General features: G+C 47.8%; 15 protein-coding genes. 2 read left to right on the plus strand and 13 right to left on the minus strand.

Features of this window, described 5'->3' with window-relative positions; all coding sequences use genetic code 11:
• Positions 1-61: 61 nt before the first annotated feature.
• Both EKG38_RS04645 and EKG38_RS04650 read right to left on the minus strand, forming a co-directional pair.
• On the minus strand, positions 62-493 hold the full coding sequence (locus EKG38_RS04645) for a universal stress protein (protein ID WP_126519054.1): 432 nt from the start codon (positions 491-493) through the stop codon (positions 62-64).
• Positions 494-614: 121 nt separating this feature from the next.
• Entirely contained in the window at positions 615-992 is a 378-nt protein-coding gene (locus tag EKG38_RS04650; RefSeq protein ID WP_126519056.1) for a SpoIIAA family protein, read from the minus strand.
• A 383-nt stretch (positions 993-1,375) separates the two neighbouring features.
• Here EKG38_RS04650 and EKG38_RS04655 point away from each other — a divergent pair, with 383 nt between their 5' ends.
• The gene (locus tag EKG38_RS04655) at positions 1,376-2,806 is read left to right on the plus strand and encodes a coniferyl aldehyde dehydrogenase (RefSeq protein WP_126519058.1); all 1,431 of its coding nucleotides are present in this window, start codon (positions 1,376-1,378) and stop codon (positions 2,804-2,806) included.
• A gap of 238 nt (positions 2,807-3,044) precedes the next feature.
• Entirely contained in the window at positions 3,045-3,620 is a 576-nt protein-coding gene (locus tag EKG38_RS04660; RefSeq protein WP_126519059.1) for a TetR/AcrR family transcriptional regulator, read from the plus strand.
• A 436-nt stretch (positions 3,621-4,056) separates the two neighbouring features.
• Here the strand turns inward: EKG38_RS04660 and EKG38_RS04665 are convergent, their stop codons facing one another.
• From EKG38_RS04665 to EKG38_RS24875, 11 genes are all read right to left on the minus strand, one after another.
• Positions 4,057-5,436, minus strand: coding sequence for a sensor histidine kinase (locus EKG38_RS04665; protein ID WP_126519061.1), 1,380 nt, complete (start codon positions 5,434-5,436; stop codon positions 4,057-4,059).
• Between the two features lie 127 nt (positions 5,437-5,563).
• The gene (locus tag EKG38_RS04670) at positions 5,564-7,078 is read right to left on the minus strand and encodes a sigma-54-dependent transcriptional regulator (protein ID WP_126519063.1); all 1,515 of its coding nucleotides are present in this window, start codon (positions 7,076-7,078) and stop codon (positions 5,564-5,566) included.
• A 172-nt stretch (positions 7,079-7,250) separates the two neighbouring features.
• Positions 7,251-8,462 carry an ABC transporter permease gene (locus EKG38_RS04675; RefSeq protein ID WP_126519065.1) on the minus strand — a complete coding sequence of 404 codons (1,212 nt, stop codon included), beginning with the start codon at positions 8,460-8,462 and terminating at the stop codon, positions 7,251-7,253.
• Positions 8,463-8,487: 25 nt separating this feature from the next.
• Positions 8,488-9,789, minus strand: a complete 1,302-nt coding sequence (locus EKG38_RS04680; RefSeq protein WP_126519066.1) for an ABC transporter permease — start codon at positions 9,787-9,789, stop codon at positions 8,488-8,490.
• Positions 9,790-9,799: 10 nt separating this feature from the next.
• Positions 9,800-10,573, minus strand: a complete 774-nt coding sequence (locus EKG38_RS04685) for an ABC transporter ATP-binding protein (protein WP_126519068.1) — start codon at positions 10,571-10,573, stop codon at positions 9,800-9,802.
• Positions 10,574-10,669: 96 nt separating this feature from the next.
• Positions 10,670-10,933 (minus strand): hypothetical protein, encoded by a 264-nt coding sequence (locus tag EKG38_RS04690; RefSeq protein ID WP_126519070.1) that lies wholly within the window; start codon positions 10,931-10,933, stop codon positions 10,670-10,672.
• Positions 10,934-10,943: 10 nt separating this feature from the next.
• Complete coding sequence (locus EKG38_RS04695; protein WP_126519391.1) at positions 10,944-12,206, minus strand: efflux RND transporter periplasmic adaptor subunit; 1,263 nt, start codon at positions 12,204-12,206, stop codon at positions 10,944-10,946.
• A 353-nt stretch (positions 12,207-12,559) separates the two neighbouring features.
• Positions 12,560-13,042 (minus strand): DUF6691 family protein, encoded by a 483-nt coding sequence (locus EKG38_RS04700; protein ID WP_246033087.1) that lies wholly within the window; start codon positions 13,040-13,042, stop codon positions 12,560-12,562.
• A 44-nt stretch (positions 13,043-13,086) separates the two neighbouring features.
• Complete coding sequence (locus tag EKG38_RS04705) at positions 13,087-13,563, minus strand: YeeE/YedE family protein (protein WP_126519071.1); 477 nt, start codon at positions 13,561-13,563, stop codon at positions 13,087-13,089.
• A 171-nt stretch (positions 13,564-13,734) separates the two neighbouring features.
• Entirely contained in the window at positions 13,735-15,387 is a 1,653-nt protein-coding gene (locus EKG38_RS04710; protein WP_126519073.1) for an FAD-dependent oxidoreductase, read from the minus strand.
• A gap of 224 nt (positions 15,388-15,611) precedes the next feature.
• A complete protein-coding gene (locus EKG38_RS24875; protein WP_185826773.1) occupies positions 15,612-15,782 on the minus strand; it encodes a hypothetical protein in 171 nt (56 codons plus the stop codon).
• Between the last annotated feature and the right edge of the window lie 32 nt (positions 15,783-15,814).

A 15,814-nucleotide genomic window follows, 5' to 3' on the forward strand; every position in this document is an offset into this window, starting at 1 on the left:
ATTAACTCCTTTTTTTTTACTCATGAATCGCTCATATCATTCCATAAGACTTTATGGCCGTTTATTTCACTACCAACACAGGACACTTAGCACCATTGGCCACGCCTTCGGCAACATTAGTATGCAGAAAGTGAGATATACCGGTGCGGCCATGGCAGGCCATCACTATCATTCCAACATCATTTGTTTCTGCCTCTTCGAGGATCTGTTCCACGGGCAAACCACGCCTTATGACCGTTTCGATACTGAGTTCACTCTTAAGACCAGAAAGTAGCTGTTTCATCTTCTCGGCGGCGTCCTCCTCCATATTTTGAGCCAACTCTTCCGGAGTAATAGCTAAAATTTGGAAGTTCGCATCACCATATGGCTGATCTATCACATGCAGTAAGCGAAAACTGACATGATAAAAATTAGCCATCTCAATCGCATAACGAAGCGCGTGTGATGCCGTTTCTGAAAAATCTGTTGGACACAAAATTTGACGAGTTCTCATAATACCTCCATTAATTAAAGCATAGCTTTCATATTGAAATTTACACCCATGCACACCAATATATTGGTGATTTTACCCAATATTTATCTGGAAACAGCCTAAAACCTGGTCTGGAAATCTTTTACTTTAGCCAATCCAGCGCTTCATCTCTCTCTTCGAAGAACCTGATCTCCCCGGGTGTAAACCAATCCGCCATTTTAGACATCCACTCCTGCAGGCCACCTTTACCTAATATCGCCATCTTCTTAAACTCTTTAGCATGAGAGATGCCTAACTTAAGATCGTCCCATACAGCATGAAGCGACATCCCTTTAAACTCTCTCATATCGGTAAGCACGTGAATATCAGGCTCTCTTATCCCAATTAATGCCGACTCTAACAAGGGGACCATCTGCTCATAATCTTCATGGGTCAAACTACCCGTCACAATCAATGACAGGTAAAAATCATCCCCGTTACGTTCGATTCCAATCGAAATTCCATGTCGTTCATTACTCATCTACCGCTCCTTATACCAATTTCATTAATTAATTCATTAACTACGTAATCGGTTCCTTGGGGGTTAGGGTTAATCCCAATCAGTGGCACTGACAGCTCAAGTCTAGTTTTTTGTCCGGAAATGGATGTTGATCCCGATCACATTGCGCGCCTAATTCGAACGAAAATCAAACAGCGGTAGATCTTATTATTTAAATAAACTAATATAAATCCTGCAGACCGACTAATCAGTCGGTTTATAACTTATAACAAATGACGTGTAACGGTACTGAGCAGCATGAAGATGAGATAGGGTCTAAAAGTTACTTAGGGCCAGCTATATTATTGCTACTCATGAAGCTACGGCATGCCCCCTGCCAACACTTAAGCTGGAGAAGTAAACGAATGAATATGGCCATAAAGAGTGAGATCAGCTCAGAAACCGGATTAACAGAGCTATTAACACGACAGAGAGACAGCTACAGATCTCAACCCTCTCCAAGTTACGAGCAAAGAGTCGAGACGCTCAAGTCGCTAAAACTGGCCTTGCTCAAATTTCGGCAACCTCTGGCGGATGCACTCAATCGTGATTACGGCACCCGTTCGACCGATGACACACTTATCTCAGACATCATGCCCTGTATCAATAACATCAACTACAGCCTTAAAAACCTCAAGAAGTGGATGAAACCGAGTCGACGTCATGCAGGATTACTGCTCGCTCCCGCAAAGGTGAAAGTGCATTATCAACCTGTCGGTGTTGTCGGCATCATAGTCCCCTGGAATTTCCCGGTGATGCTCTCCGTCGGGCCATTGATAACTGCTCTGAGCGCGGGAAACCATGCCATGTTGAAGTTATCTGAATTTACTCCCGAAACCAATAAGGTCATAGAGGAGATGCTGGCAAGTATCTTCGATACCAGGCAGGTTGCCGTGGTGGAAGGTGAAGCGGATGTAGCGGCAGAGTTCTCATCCTTACCCTTCGATCATTTGCTTTTCACCGGCTCCACAACCGTAGGACATCACGTGATGCGAGCGGCTTCTGCAAACCTGACGCCGGTCACTCTAGAATTAGGTGGCAAGTCACCGGTCGTTATCGCGCCGGATATGCCGATAGCAACGGCTGTCGAGCGCATGATCTATGGTAAATGCTTAAATTCAGGCCAGATCTGTGTCGCCCCGGATTATGTACTGGTTCCTAAAGAGAAACAGGCTGAATTTATCCAAGCTTATCAGGCTAAGTTTAGCGCCATGTATGGCAAGGTTAGCGACAATAACGACTACGGCGCCATCATCAATCAGCGTCAGTTCGACCGCCTGCTCTCGGTACTCGAAGATGCCAAGTCTAAGGGAGCCAAGGTTATTTCGGCCAACGATGAAGTCATCAATACCGCTAAGCGAAAAATTCCCACTCAGCTTGTTACCCATGTCAGTGATGATATGCAGCTGATGCAAGATGAGATATTTGGCCCGCTGCTGCCGATCATCGGCTATGACACTCTCGATGAGGCCGTCACTTACATCAACGATCGCCCGAGACCCTTAGCCTTGTATATCATGAGTTTCGATGAGCAGGTTCAAGATAGGATACTTAACCAGACTCACTCTGGTGGCGTGTGTATTAACGAAACCGTGTTTCACGTCGCGGCCGACGATGCGCCATTTGGTGGAATAGGCCCCTCGGGCATGGGACACTATCATGGTAAGGAGGGGTTCCTGACACTCAGCCATGCTAAAACAGTATTAAGCCGAGGCAAGTTGAACACAGGAAAGTTTATTCATCCTCCCTACGGCAACCCGATTCAGAAAATACTTTATAAGATGTTTATTCGTTAAGAGCTTCTAGGTTCTAGGTTCTAGGTTCTAGGTTCTAGGTTCTAGGTTCTAGGTTCTAGGTTCTAGGTTCTAGGTTCTAGGTTCTAGGTTCTAGGTTCTAGGTTCTAGGTTCTAGGTTCTAGGTTCTAGGTTCTAGGTTCTAGGTTCTAGGTTCTAGGTTCTAGCAAGATGCTCGAAATCGTAAGCGATAAAACACAGCTAATTAATAGATAGTTAATAGGTAATTGATAGGCAATTGATGAGCAAACCAGATAAAAAACAGACCATCTTAGACACAGCCTTGACCCTGTTCGTCAGCCAAGGCTTCTATGCGACTTCGACCGCCTCGATAGCCAAGCAAGCGGGTGTGGCGACTGGCACTCTATTTCATCACTTCCCTTCGAAAGATGAACTGATGAATCATCTTTTTTTAACGATAAAGCAAGAGTTCGCCAACGAGATCCAGGCCCAGATAAAAGACAGCGGCGATCTCAAGCAGGATGCCGAGCACCTTTGGTGCAGTGCCATACAGTGGGCCATGGATAATCCACTTAAGCAGGAGTTTTTTCAGCAGTACTCTATGTCACCGTCTATCGCCATAGAGATCCGAGAACAGGCCATGAATGGCATATTAGGTTTCATGGGCGCCCTGCTACTGCAAGGCCAAACACAGGGGCTACTCGCGAGCTACCCACTGACCCTGATGCAAGATAACTGTCACGGCCAATACCTCGCCGCCACCCGCTACTTTTTAGATAATCCCTGCAAGTGGCAAGAGCCAGAGCACAAAGAAGCCAGCTTTGCACTGTTTTGGAATGCGATGGCTAAGAGCTGAAAAGGTTTTGAGGCTCGAGTCGCGAGATACGAGCTACGAGCTACGAGCTGTGCATCAACGAGCTTGATATTCCCCATGTAGGAGCGGCTTTAGCCGCGAATCTTTTAGGGTTCGAGTATCGAGCTTAAGAAAGAGCCAAGATAGTCTCGAGTTACGAGTTTCGAGCAAAAGCCAAATCGAAGAGAGAACTTTCTTGTAAATCAATCGGTGCAGATGCGGCAGTGAGCTTCGATGACAGGGCCGTTCAATGACATCCATGTCACCACGGCATTCGTGGATCCATTCACATCAGATGTCATCGCAGAGCCCACAGGGATTGTGCTTGCGGCGACTCACTGAAGTATCTGCACATACTTAGCCGGAGGCGTTAGATGACAATGAAGGTACGACCTTCAAACACACCATTAAATACCAGCAAGCTACAGAGAAAATGCAATCAACCTTCATTCGAAGGTAACCACACCCGCACACAAAGCCCTACATCGTCGCGGTTATGCAGGCTAATTCGGCCATCGTGGGCCTCGATGATCTCGCGGCACAAGGGTAAGCCTAAGCCGGTACCGGACTGTTTGGTCGAGTAGAAAGGTAACAGGGCCTGCTTGAGAACGTCCGGAGACATCCCCGCTCCCTCATCATTAATTTCGATACAGATCCCGGATGTGCCATCGACCAATATCGACGCTTCAACACTCAAAGTTATACCTTCTGAAGCGGACCCCGATTCGTGGGCATTCTTAAGCAGGTTAAGCAGTACCTGCTCCATCTGAATAAGATCTAAACTCCCCTGGGATTCGGGAAGTTTACCCACCAACTTAAACGCATAATGTTGACCCAGCTGCTCTGTGAGTTTATGCCAATCTACGACAGACTTTTTGGGCAGAGGCAACTTGGCGAAACGCGCGTAGTTGAAGATAAACTGGCTCAGATGGTTAGTGCGATCCTCAATGGTATCGAAGATCATCTTAAGTTTAGGATCGTTTAACTCCCGGGTGATCATACGTCCCGAGTTCACCATAGAGGCGATTGGCGCCACCGAATTGTTCAGCTCATGGCTGATGATGCGTATCACCTTCTTCCACACCGCCACCTCCTGCCTGTTGAGCTCATGAGTCATCTGCTTCAGCAGCAACAGGTGGTGGTATTGTCCATTAAGCAGGAACTGACCCCGAGATAGGTGCCAGGTTTCATCTTCTCCCTCATCAAGGCCTGCCAGACTAAACAGGCCACCTTTGGGATTTTGTAATGCCCGGGCAAGCTCATCACTCACGGATTCAAGCAGGGTTGTCAGGTTCAAACCTTCGATGCGCGTTCCCTGGTTAAACAGGTGACGGGCCGCATCGTTAGCGTAAATGACCCTCTGCGCATCATCGAGCAGTAGCATCACATTGGGTGAACTCTGGATAACCTTATCGAGCAGGAGTTCGCGCTGGTAGATATATTGACGTTCCTGACGCAGACTGGCAGCAGATTCATTGAAGAGGGTCGCCAGGGCGCTGAGTTGCTCATCGCCGCTAACGGGAATGCTGACACTGAAGTCATTATCTTTAAAGTTGAGTAAGCCGACTTCCAGCGCCATCAGACTCGTGGCTAATTTACGGGTAACAAAATAACTCATCGCCCAGGACAGTGAGATGGTGGCCAGTAAAACCAGTGCCAGCGCCCCCCACTGCGTACCTTGATCTTGAACAGGCTCAGACAAGAACAGTAAAGAGAGTAAAACACCCGACACGCTGGCAATCACAGTACCCAGTATCAGTTTAGTGCGTAATGCCAACCTCAAGTTAAAAGGTAATTTAACAGGCAACTCTATAGCCATAAGCGACTAACCACTCCTTTATGTTGTTGCTCTTGCAAGTTACTTATCGATACCAAACTTTTCCATACGCCTATCAACAGAGGGCTTGTCGACTTAGCCTTTAATATGAGAGCAGCCATTGCAAACGTTATTTATCGATACCAAACTTTTCCATGCGTCTATACAGAGCCTGTCGGCTGAGGCCGAGTGACTTGGCGACTCTGGCGATAATGCCACTGTGCTCGAGTAAAGCCTCTTCAATGCTCGCCTTGTCCAAAGGTTCCTTGTTCAGAGCCTCCTTGTTCAGAGCCTCCTTGTTCAAAGGCTGGGAACTTGTCGAATCGAGGGATTTTCCTGTGTTCATTTCGGCCAACGCCTGAGTTGAATAGGTGTTGTGGGCCTCATCCGCAGTGGGTTTATCGACACCCCCTGTTTGCTTATGCTCAACTTGGCTAAGCTCTGCCTGTCTATGCATAAGGCTGGCTCCCGAGCTCGTTATCAAGCCGAAATCTTCCACCGTTAACACGCTATCCTGCGCCAGTATCACCGCACGCTTGCAGACATTTTCGAGCTCTCTGACATTGCCCGGCCATTGATGCTCAACCAGCACCTGCTGAGTCTGTCTATTCAGTGAGAAGTTCGGGCCGATAAAATGGCCGACCAGAGGCAGAATATCGTCGCAGCGGGCATTGAGTGGCGGTAACGCCAACTCAATCACATTGAGTCGATAGAAGAGATCTTCACGAAAACGCCCAGTCCTGATCTCTTCGTCCAGCTCGGCATTTGTGGCACTCAACACCCGCACATTCACTTTGCGGGTTTGATGGCTGCCTAAGCGTTCAAACTCACCGGTTTGCAGCACCCGCAGTAACTTTACCTGACCCGAAAGCGGTAAGTTACCTATCTCATCTAAAAACAGGGTACCGCCATCCGCCGCTTCGAAGCGACCAATACGGGTCTTGTTCGCCCCGGTAAACGCCCCCGCCTCAGCCCCAAACAGCTCCGCTTCTAGTAGCTCCATCGGCAGTGCGCCAATGTTCACCTTGATAAAGGGTTTACTCTTAAGGGAGGAGTTAGCATGAATGATATCGGCCAGTTTATCTTTGCCGGCACCATTAGGGCCGGTGATAAGTACAGATACATCGGAGCGTGCTATCTGCAGCGCCAAATCGACACAGCGCTGCATGGCGCCACTGCCAAATACGATGCCACACAATTCCGCTCCCTTGATGGCGGACATGCGCTCATTTTCGACGCGCTTAAGCTGAGTATTGGCTTTTGAAAGTGTATGTAGCGAGATAAGGTTGTTGATACTGGTCAGCAACTTGGCATCCTCCCAAGGCTTCCCCATGTAATCTGCCGCGCCCTCTTTAACCAGCTCTACCGCTATCTCTAACTGAGTCCATGCGGTCAATAATATGATGGGCAACTGAGGCTGAAGTGCTCTGATGGCATAAAACAGCGCTTTGCCCTCTTCACCCGAGGTGGTGTCTTGAGTGAAGTTCATATCCTGGACAACCAGAGAGATATCATGCAGTTCTATCAACTCCAAAGCTGTATCGGGGGATAAACAGGTGAGCGGTCGATAACCGTGAAGCTCCAACATCAGTGCCAATGCATTACACACGGCCTGGTTATCATCGACAATAAGAATCGTATCCATATCTTCTTTGATAATCTCTATACCCGTTTAATAGTTGATAGTTAATCGTCGAGAGCACTTTCGTCGAAAGTGAATCGTTAAACATTGTCTAAACTGTTTTCAATGAGCTTAAAACTAACTGAAAGCGAAAGATAATTAAAGATTAATTCTCTTTCGCTTTCCATGCAGATAATTAAACGCTTCGCGTCGCGATTGCAGGCGATATTCTCGCCGCTTTTCGAGCCGGCAAAATAACCGCAATGGTCGTTAGCACAATAAGCCCGGCAACCGTCATCAGCGGATAGATAAGATCTAATTGAGGTAAGCTGTATAGGCTCATCAGCTGTTGTCCTAGCAGAACCGCAACAAACCCGCCAATCACACCACCCACAAGACAGATAATATAGTTTTCCACCAGAAAGAAGCTAATGATGTCACGCTTCTTCGCGCCTAATGCACGGCGGGTACCTATCTGCTTAGTGCGGCGTTCAATGTTGAACATCACCATCCCCGCCAGACCCAGTGAAGTGATAAGTAACAGCAGTACCACCATCATAGACAATACCGTCGCCATCAACTCATGGTTACGATAAACACGCTTTCTATGCTCACTAATAAGTGTAAACCCTTCAATAACGCGATTTCGATTATCTTTATGCAGCGTCGCAGGAATAGCCTCTTTAAGTTGAGCTAACGTCCCAACCTCAGCACGTACCAACACCTTAGTAAACACGTTAACCAGCTGAATATTTAAGATGACACTGTTATCCAGATATGAACTGTTAACCCAAGCGCCTTGTAACTTATCTACCACACCGATTATCTTGATTGGCATCTCACCAAAATCACCCGCATACATGATCTGGCCAATCGCAGGTTCATCTCCCCAGGTCTCTTTAGCAAACGCTTTTGACACTATGCCATGAGTCGCCAAGTCCGGACTGCCAGTCAAGATCTCCTCCTCATAGAAGTTACGGCCTTCTATCAACTCCACACCTAAACTATTAACGATATGTTCGTCGCCATAATAGATGGCAGCACCTTCTGTATCTTTAGCCGTTTCCTCACTGCTTCCTACGGTGTATCCCGATGACCAGCCACCACCACTCAATGGCACCATACTGGTTGTTGACGCATCAATGACACCTGGCAAGTCTCGGATGGCTCGGATATCACGCTGAATTTGAGACTCGAGATCAATGTTGGTATCGAAGGTATAAAGTCGGAAATTAAAAACTTGATCTTCGGCCGTGCCCGAATCTCTATCCATCAAAGCGATGCGTTCACTGATGATGAAGCTGGCATTGGCCACGATGGCGACCGATAGAATGATCTGAATAAGCAGCAAGATAGGGCCGCTCTTATTACGCATTAACGTACTCAAAATAGGTTTAATCTGTAACATAATGAATTCCTTTCTCTTACTCTACTTATTGGCTCTTCAGATGAACGCTAGGATTCGTCGAACAGATCCTCAAAGCAGGATAAGTGCCGGCAACTAAAGCCGCAAAGATGGCGATAACAGGTGCAATTAACCACATGCTGGTATCTAAGTGAGTCAAAGATTGCTCCAAGTCGAAACGCGAAGAGAGCAGCGATAATGAAACCCATGCCCACACTAAGCCAAGTACCCCACCACCGAAGCCTATCAAGCCCACCTCAACCATATGTTGAGAGAAGATCTGCGCACGGCTCGCACCAATGGCACGGCGTACACCGATTTCAGGCGCTCGCTTAAGAAACTTAGCCAGTAGCAGGCCTAACATGTTAACCAGACAAACCACCAGAAAGAGGGCGCTGAGGCCAACCAAAATCTTATTATCTTCAGGCACTACTTCATTGAGTTCCAGCCACTGGGCAACATTGGACAGCTGCGCAGCCGCTTCCGGACTATCAAAACGGCCTATAAGCTGTTGCTGCTCCACATAGCGTTTCAACCACTGAGCGTATTCGTCACGCTGTTTATCGTCTTGCACCTCTGCCCAAAATTGAATCCAATGCATCTCAGAATTTAAGCGTTGGCTGTAGTTATTAATTGACTCTCTTTTCCAGCTTTGATTATTTCCCCAGCTCTGAAACTCCTCTATAGGCGCTAACGAAAAGGGCACAAATATTTGCGCAGAATCTTTAAATGCTCCAGTGGTCACATCAAAGTAAAGTGGACTTGGGCTCCAGGTCTTAGTGACGCCGACGATTTGATAAGGCTTACTGTCCAGATATAGCGTCTTACCTATGCTGTCCTCGCCTGAAAATAACTGTTTATTAAGCACTTCATTGATCACGACTTGATAAAGCGCTTCGGTATCGACTCCCTTATCCCAGGCTTTACCGTAGATAAATGGCACTGAAAACATATCGAAGAAGTCGCTATCGGTCACTCGAACAGACTCTAACAAAGGTACAAAGTCAGGATCCTCGGTCTGTAGTGCTAATCCAGTGATAAACATCGCCGTTTGACGCACTGGGACATCACTCTTACGCAGATTATAGGCATCTTGGTAGGTCAATTGGTTGTTGAACTCTTTCCACGCATCTTTACCTTGGCTCCAAAGCTGCACTGCAACCAGTTTATCGGAGCGTTCACCCGCAGGATTCTCTGACATTAGCTGATACACATTCAAGGTGGTGATGGTAATTCCTATCCCGATTGAGATAGCTAACACCATCAAAAGTGACATCAAGGGCGTCTTCTTGATGCTGCGCCAGGCGAGATCCAGATAATAGAAAAACATAGTCTTCTCCTTAGCTCGCCACTTTGTCTTGATTTAAAGACACATGAGATTCTGTCACCAGATGCGGCTTTTCACTGGCTCGCTCGCCTCCTTGATGCCCTTCTCCACTTTGGTACATAGTAAAATCACACACTTGGCCATCGACAATCTGAATATTGCGCTGGGCACGACGGGCAAGTTCTGCGTCGTGAGTGACCATGATAATCGTGGTTCCCGCCTTGTTAATATCCTCTAACAGCTCCATCACCTGACGCGCCATCATGCTGTCGAGATTACCAGTTGGCTCATCGGCAAGGAGGAATCTTGGCTCACCGGCTAAAGCACGGGCAATGGCCACACGTTGTTGCTGACCACCGGAAAGCTGAGAAGGAAGGTGCTTCATACGCGCCGCAAGACCAACCTGCTCTAAGGCCTTTTGTACTCGGCGCTTACGCTCTTTGGCATTGAAACCACGATAACGTAGCGGCACTTCCACATTTTCGGCTAAATTAAGATCCGGTATCAGATTGAATCCCTGAAAGATAAAGCCTATTTTCTCATTACGAATTGCCGCACTCTTGTTATCACTCATATTTGAGATATTGACGCCATCGAGAAAATAATCACCCTGGGTAAAGCCTTCAAGCAAGCCTGCAATATTGAGAAAGGTCGTTTTACCCGAACCGGATGGACCGGTAACCGCAACAAATTCGCCTTCTGCCACTTCTAAATTAAAGTCACGCAGCGCGTGGGTCTCTACTAAGTCTGTTTTAAATACTTTGCTGATATTCTTCATCGATAACATGGTCAATATTCCCTATTTTTTATCGTTTAATTCTTTTATCTTTGTAATTGTAGGAGCAGCTTTAGCTGCGATGGACCTTCCCGGCTGAAGCCGGTCCTACCAGACTAAGGCCATCACTATTTTCTGTATAAACTCCGGGGCCTTCGTAGCAACATTAGTTCCTACATTAGCACCGACATTTGAGACCTCTGATAACGGCTCGGTCAGCTCTAAAACATTCAGGCCAAATACAAACCAATCACCGACATTCTGGGTCGAAACCTGTACCGCAACGAGCAGCAGCAATAGGGCTGTAACCGTTATAACCTTCTGTACGCTAAGAACTTTTCCCTCATTCATACTTTGATTTATTCTGTTCATCTTGCTCTCCTTAGCGAACCAGCACTTGCTGTGCTTTGTTAAATGGTTGAATACTCGAAATAACCCACACATCTCCAGCCTTACCGCCTTGTAACACCTCGATATGGCTCATACTGCGGGCACCAAGTTGAATTGAAGTTTGCTCAGCGATATCACCGTTAATGGCATACACCTCTCTACCACCACCGGTTGAAACAAATGCGCCGCGTTTAACCATCAAGACATTAGGTCTGTTCTCCAACAATACCCGCGCCGACAACCTTTGGTTTTGACGAAGGTGAAGACGATCATCTTGCTCGAATCGCACTCGGGCGGTCACTTCACGGTTTCTCACTTCCGGCGAAATCGATGACAACTCCCCCACCAGACTCAGCGATCCGAAGCTCAGCTCAACCTTCATACCCAGACCCAGCTCATCGGCATAAGACTCAGGGACAGCGAGCTCTGCCTCGAAGGCACTCAAATCGACTACGGTCAAAATTGGCTGACTCTGAGCGATACGCGCTTTCTGCTCCGTTAACCAGTTGCCGATAATGCCTCCCACCGGTGCCTCGATACTCAAGGCGGCAACCTGACGCTCAAGCTCTGTCACGACCAGCGCCTGACGGTTAACCTCAGCGGCTTTATTTTTAATCTCGAAAGTGAGTGTGTCTTTCATCAGCTCGGCTTCCTGCTTTGCATGAGCCGAAAGCAGCTTGGCCTTATAGAGGTCGTCTTTGCCTTTCTCAAAATCTATCTTAGAGATAAGCTTGTTAAGGATAAGCTCATCACCACGACGACTCTCTCGGTCGGCGGCGGCAAGGTCGACCTTAGCCATATCGATAGTCTGTTGTGCCTTGAGCTGTTGACGGCGGGCATCGAGGCGAGCACGCTCTAATGCGCTCTTCATTCCCTCTAACAGGGCTTCCTGCTGCTTCAGGCTATTGGTGAGTTTGTGGCTTTCGATAGTCGCGACCACATCACCCTTTTCGACGCGGTCACCGGGTTTAGCCAGTAGTGTGACCGTCCCCTGGTCGCTGCTATAGAGGATGGGGGCATTCGCGGCGACGATTTTACCCGTTGTAGCGATATCTCGTGTAAGTGTGCCCTGCTCCAGTGTGGCAAATCTAAGCTCACTTCGGCTAATAGACTCACTGACCTGACTGCCACCGACACTTGACCAAACCAGTCCCGATACCAGCAACACGGCGACACCTGCCAGCAGAGGCCATTTCAATTTTCTTGTCAGACTCGCCTCTATTACCGTGTCCTGTCCGCTCGTATCCTGAATCATCATCTATCCCTAACTGTCCGTTTGGTCACTATTGTTTAAATAGCGCTGAATTAACACTTACATTACAAGTAGCGTGCCAAAAACAATTAACAGCTTAATGTCAGCTACTTAGACGTTAACAGCTAATTTCAGACAACAGAAAGTGTCCGCGGACACAGGGGGAAAGTGTCCGATTTAAGGAAAAGATGTCCGATATAGGGAAAGTGTCCGGTTTTTTTAAACCAATAGTTACGAGTCGCGAGTTTCGAGGTCGAGGCCTGATATGACCCATGTAGGAGCGGCTTTAGCCGCGAAGCTTTTAGGGTTCTAGGTTCGAGTACAGAGCTTGATATGACCCATGTAGGAGCGGTTAATTAACTCACCTTAACCAGATCCAGTTGGGCAGACTTGAGCAGCTTACCGATATAGAGACCAAACAGCATGGCCACGACAAACAGGCCGAGATTAATATCGAGAGTGGCAAGATTCACAATAGCCGGACCCGGACAGATCCCCACCATTCCCCAACCAAGACCGAAAAGAGCAGCCCCAAAAATCAACTGGCTATCTAAGGTTTTCTTTTCCGGGAGGTGGTACTTAACATCACATACTGGTGCCTGATTAGTCCCGATTCGAGGCTTAACCACGAGATAAAATAGTGACATATACACGGCCAAAGCACCTGTCATCACCACCATAAGTGACGGATCCCAGCTGCCGTTTGAGATACGACTGACATCGAGAAACCCTATCACCTTGGCGGGGTCGGCAAGCCCTGACACCAACAGGCCCGTGCCAAACAGCACACCACAGAGTAGTGCTGATGCTTTCCTCTTCATAGAACTGGCTTTCATCATAGAACGGCCCATTATCCTTTCATTATTATTAATCACAGCGCCTATCAGTGGGTAAAGACTGCGGTACAGGCGGCTACAGCAATAAACAGGCAAGTGGCTACGATAGAGCGAAGAGATAACCGTCCTATGCCACATATTCCATGCCCGCTGGTACACCCGCGTCCCAAACTGCACCCAAGCCCAACGAGGAGGCCACCGATTAACAGCATAGGCCGGGATACCGAATCGAACTCGAAAACCGGTAAACCTAACTGCTCATATACCAAGGCATATATCACGCCCGTCAGCACTAAGCCGGTGATGAAAAACCACTGCCAGCTGGGGCCCGTCTCATCATCGGTGTTGTCTGACGACTTTTTATCAGTAAACTTTTTATCGGTAAGCTTTCTATCACTAAAGATGGCCGACGATACAATGCCGCTGATACCTGCGATACGCCCATTGAATATCATGAGCAAGATGGCAGACAGACCGATGAGAATACCGCCACCAAATGCGGCTGCAAACGATGATAAATCCAAAATTATCCCTCAGAACTTAGGCCGTGACCACTCGATGAGTCGTCGGTGTCACGCTTAAAAAAACAAACTCAATAAAATAAGTTCAATCATACAAACTCGCAAAATAAGCAGCTAATAATTATGGATTAATCCCCCTATAAATAAGCTGCTATCGATTGAACCTATTAACGACTAGAATTTAGCGTTAACCGTCTGGTAGGTCTTATACCCACCGGTAAGATTTTTCGCAGTAAACCCGTGGTTAACCAACATGCGATAGGCCACATGGCCACGCAAACCGACCTGGCAGATAATCAATATCTCCTTGTCTCTCGGCAGTTCTTCGAGTCGTCCTCTGAGCTGATCCACGGGAATATTAACAGCCCCCTCAACCGCTCCGGATTTCATCAGCTCACCTGGGTTTCTGACATCGAGCAGAATTTGCTGATCGCTCAGGGCATCGATATCGGCTGAGTGACACAGACGGGTCTCCCCTTTCAAGCTATTGGATGCGACAAAACCCGCCTGATTCAGCACATCTTTTGCCGAGCCAAAAGGTGGAGCATAGGTCAGCTCCATATCCTGCATATCGTACACGGTAAGTTCGGCCCTGATAGCCACGGCCATTACATCGATACGCTTATCGATACCATCACGGCCAATGGCCTGAGCGCCCAAAATTGTGCCGTCATCGGTACTGAACAGCAGCTTCAGTGAAACCGGGTGTGCGCCAGGAAAGTAGCTGGCATGGCTCGCACCATGTACATAGATTTTCTCGTAAGGAATACCGCTGCGCTCCAGACGTTTCTCGTTCAGTCCGGTGCTTGCCACCGCCAGATCGAAAACCCGGCAAATTGCGGTACCTTGGGTTCGATTATAGCTATCACCTGCTCCGAAGATATTGTTCGCAGCAATTCGGCCTTGACGGTTAGCGGGACCGGCTAATGGGATCAGTGCCTTCTCACCGGTGAGAAAATCAAACTCCTCAACGGCATCGCCCACGGCGTAGATGGAGGCATCGCTGGTTCTCATCTGCTCATCGACCACAATACCGCCGAGCTCTCCGATGGCCAGGCCAGCATTGACCGCCAAGGATATTTCCGGTTTTACACCTACCGCAGAGATTAATAGCTCGGTATCTAAAGACTCGCCATTACTCAAGAAGAGTTTCAAGCCGGAGCCTACCTGTTCGACACTGCTCAGACCGCAGTTAAGACGCAGATCTATGCCCTTATCGACAATCTCCTGATGCAGCATATTGGCCATCTCGATATCGACAGGCGCCATCACCTGAGGTGACATCTCCAGCAGGGTGACATCGATATTCAGTTCGTCTAGCGCCTCCATCATCTCCAAACCGATAAAACCACCACCGACAACCGTGGCATGAACCGGCTTCCTCTCCTTGAGCAAGGTTAAGATCCTGTCCATATCGGGAATATTTCGCAGTGAAAATGTCAACGGGGTATCCAGGCCCGGAATTGGCGGGACCACAGGAGCTGCGCCCGGAGAGAGCACTAAGGCATCATAGCTTTCCAGATACTGCTCACCGGTCACATGGTTCTTTACGGTAACGGTTTTGGCGACTCTGTCGATGGCTATCACCTCTTGGCGCACACGCACATCGACATTGAAACGAGACTTAAAGCTTTGAGGCGTCTGAAGAATAAGGGCCTTTCTATCGGCTATTTCACCGCTGATATGGTAGGGCAGTCCACAATTGGCGAAGGAGACAAACTCACCACGTTCAAACATGATAATTTCAGCTTCTTCATTTAATCGTCTGGCACGCGCAGCCGCAGAGGCACCTCCGGCAACACCACCAATAATCAGTAACTTCTTCATCTTTAACCCTAATACCATAGCAAGCCAATTTATCTGCGGCCTAGTTTATTACATCGCTGAGTACATGAGAATTCATTTCATTAGAAAAAGCTAACAGATATATGAAAAGGTGATCAAGGGCAAGTAAATTCGCTTCGATATGGAAAATATGACCCACATTGAAAAAGCCTCAACGAAGGTACAGAACATCATCGACCAGCTTTTAAACCCTAACAATCTAAAAGCTAAGGCTGGATCCAGCTCTTTACAAAGAATGAGTCCAGAATGACGGCTAAGCGTAATCCTAAAGCATTCGCGGCTAAAGCCGCTCCTACATAGTCCCCGTCATTCCGGCGATGCTTCTGGCCGGAATCTAACCTCCATGGTCTTAAGCGTTCCATACGCTTTAAAGACATTTCCCATATCCTTATGGGTCAGTGGAGGAAAT

The organism is Shewanella canadensis (genome assembly GCF_003966225.1).
Lineage (GTDB): Bacteria > Pseudomonadota > Gammaproteobacteria > Enterobacterales > Shewanellaceae > Shewanella > Shewanella canadensis.

Bases quoted from the DNA above. Each gene is read 5' to 3' on its own strand.
- EKG38_RS04680 (WP_126519066.1), bottom strand. From the start codon at position 9,789: ATGTTTTTCTATTATCTGGATCTCGCCTGGCGCAGCATCAAGAAGACG.
- EKG38_RS04700 (WP_246033087.1), bottom strand. From the start codon at position 13,042: ATGATGAAAGCCAGTTCTATGAAGAGGAAAGCATCAGCACTACTCTGT.
- EKG38_RS04690 (WP_126519070.1), bottom strand. From the start codon at position 10,933: ATGAACAGAATAAATCAAAGTATGAATGAGGGAAAAGTTCTTAGCGTA.
- EKG38_RS04675 (WP_126519065.1), bottom strand. From the start codon at position 8,462: ATGTTACAGATTAAACCTATTTTGAGTACGTTAATGCGTAATAAGAGC.
- EKG38_RS04670 (WP_126519063.1), bottom strand. From the start codon at position 7,078: ATGGATACGATTCTTATTGTCGATGATAACCAGGCCGTGTGTAATGCA.
- EKG38_RS04650 (WP_126519056.1), bottom strand. From the start codon at position 992: ATGAGTAATGAACGACATGGAATTTCGATTGGAATCGAACGTAACGGG.
- EKG38_RS04710 (WP_126519073.1), bottom strand. From the start codon at position 15,387: ATGAAGAAGTTACTGATTATTGGTGGTGTTGCCGGAGGTGCCTCTGCG.
- EKG38_RS04660 (WP_126519059.1), top strand. From the start codon at position 3,045: ATGAGCAAACCAGATAAAAAACAGACCATCTTAGACACAGCCTTGACC.
- EKG38_RS04685 (WP_126519068.1), bottom strand. From the start codon at position 10,573: ATGTTATCGATGAAGAATATCAGCAAAGTATTTAAAACAGACTTAGTA.
- EKG38_RS04665 (WP_126519061.1), bottom strand. From the start codon at position 5,436: ATGGCTATAGAGTTGCCTGTTAAATTACCTTTTAACTTGAGGTTGGCA.
- EKG38_RS04645 (WP_126519054.1), bottom strand. From the start codon at position 493: ATGAGAACTCGTCAAATTTTGTGTCCAACAGATTTTTCAGAAACGGCA.
- EKG38_RS04655 (WP_126519058.1), top strand. From the start codon at position 1,376: ATGAATATGGCCATAAAGAGTGAGATCAGCTCAGAAACCGGATTAACA.
- EKG38_RS24875 (WP_185826773.1), bottom strand. From the start codon at position 15,782: ATGTCTTTAAAGCGTATGGAACGCTTAAGACCATGGAGGTTAGATTCC.
- EKG38_RS04695 (WP_126519391.1), bottom strand. From the start codon at position 12,206: ATGATTCAGGATACGAGCGGACAGGACACGGTAATAGAGGCGAGTCTG.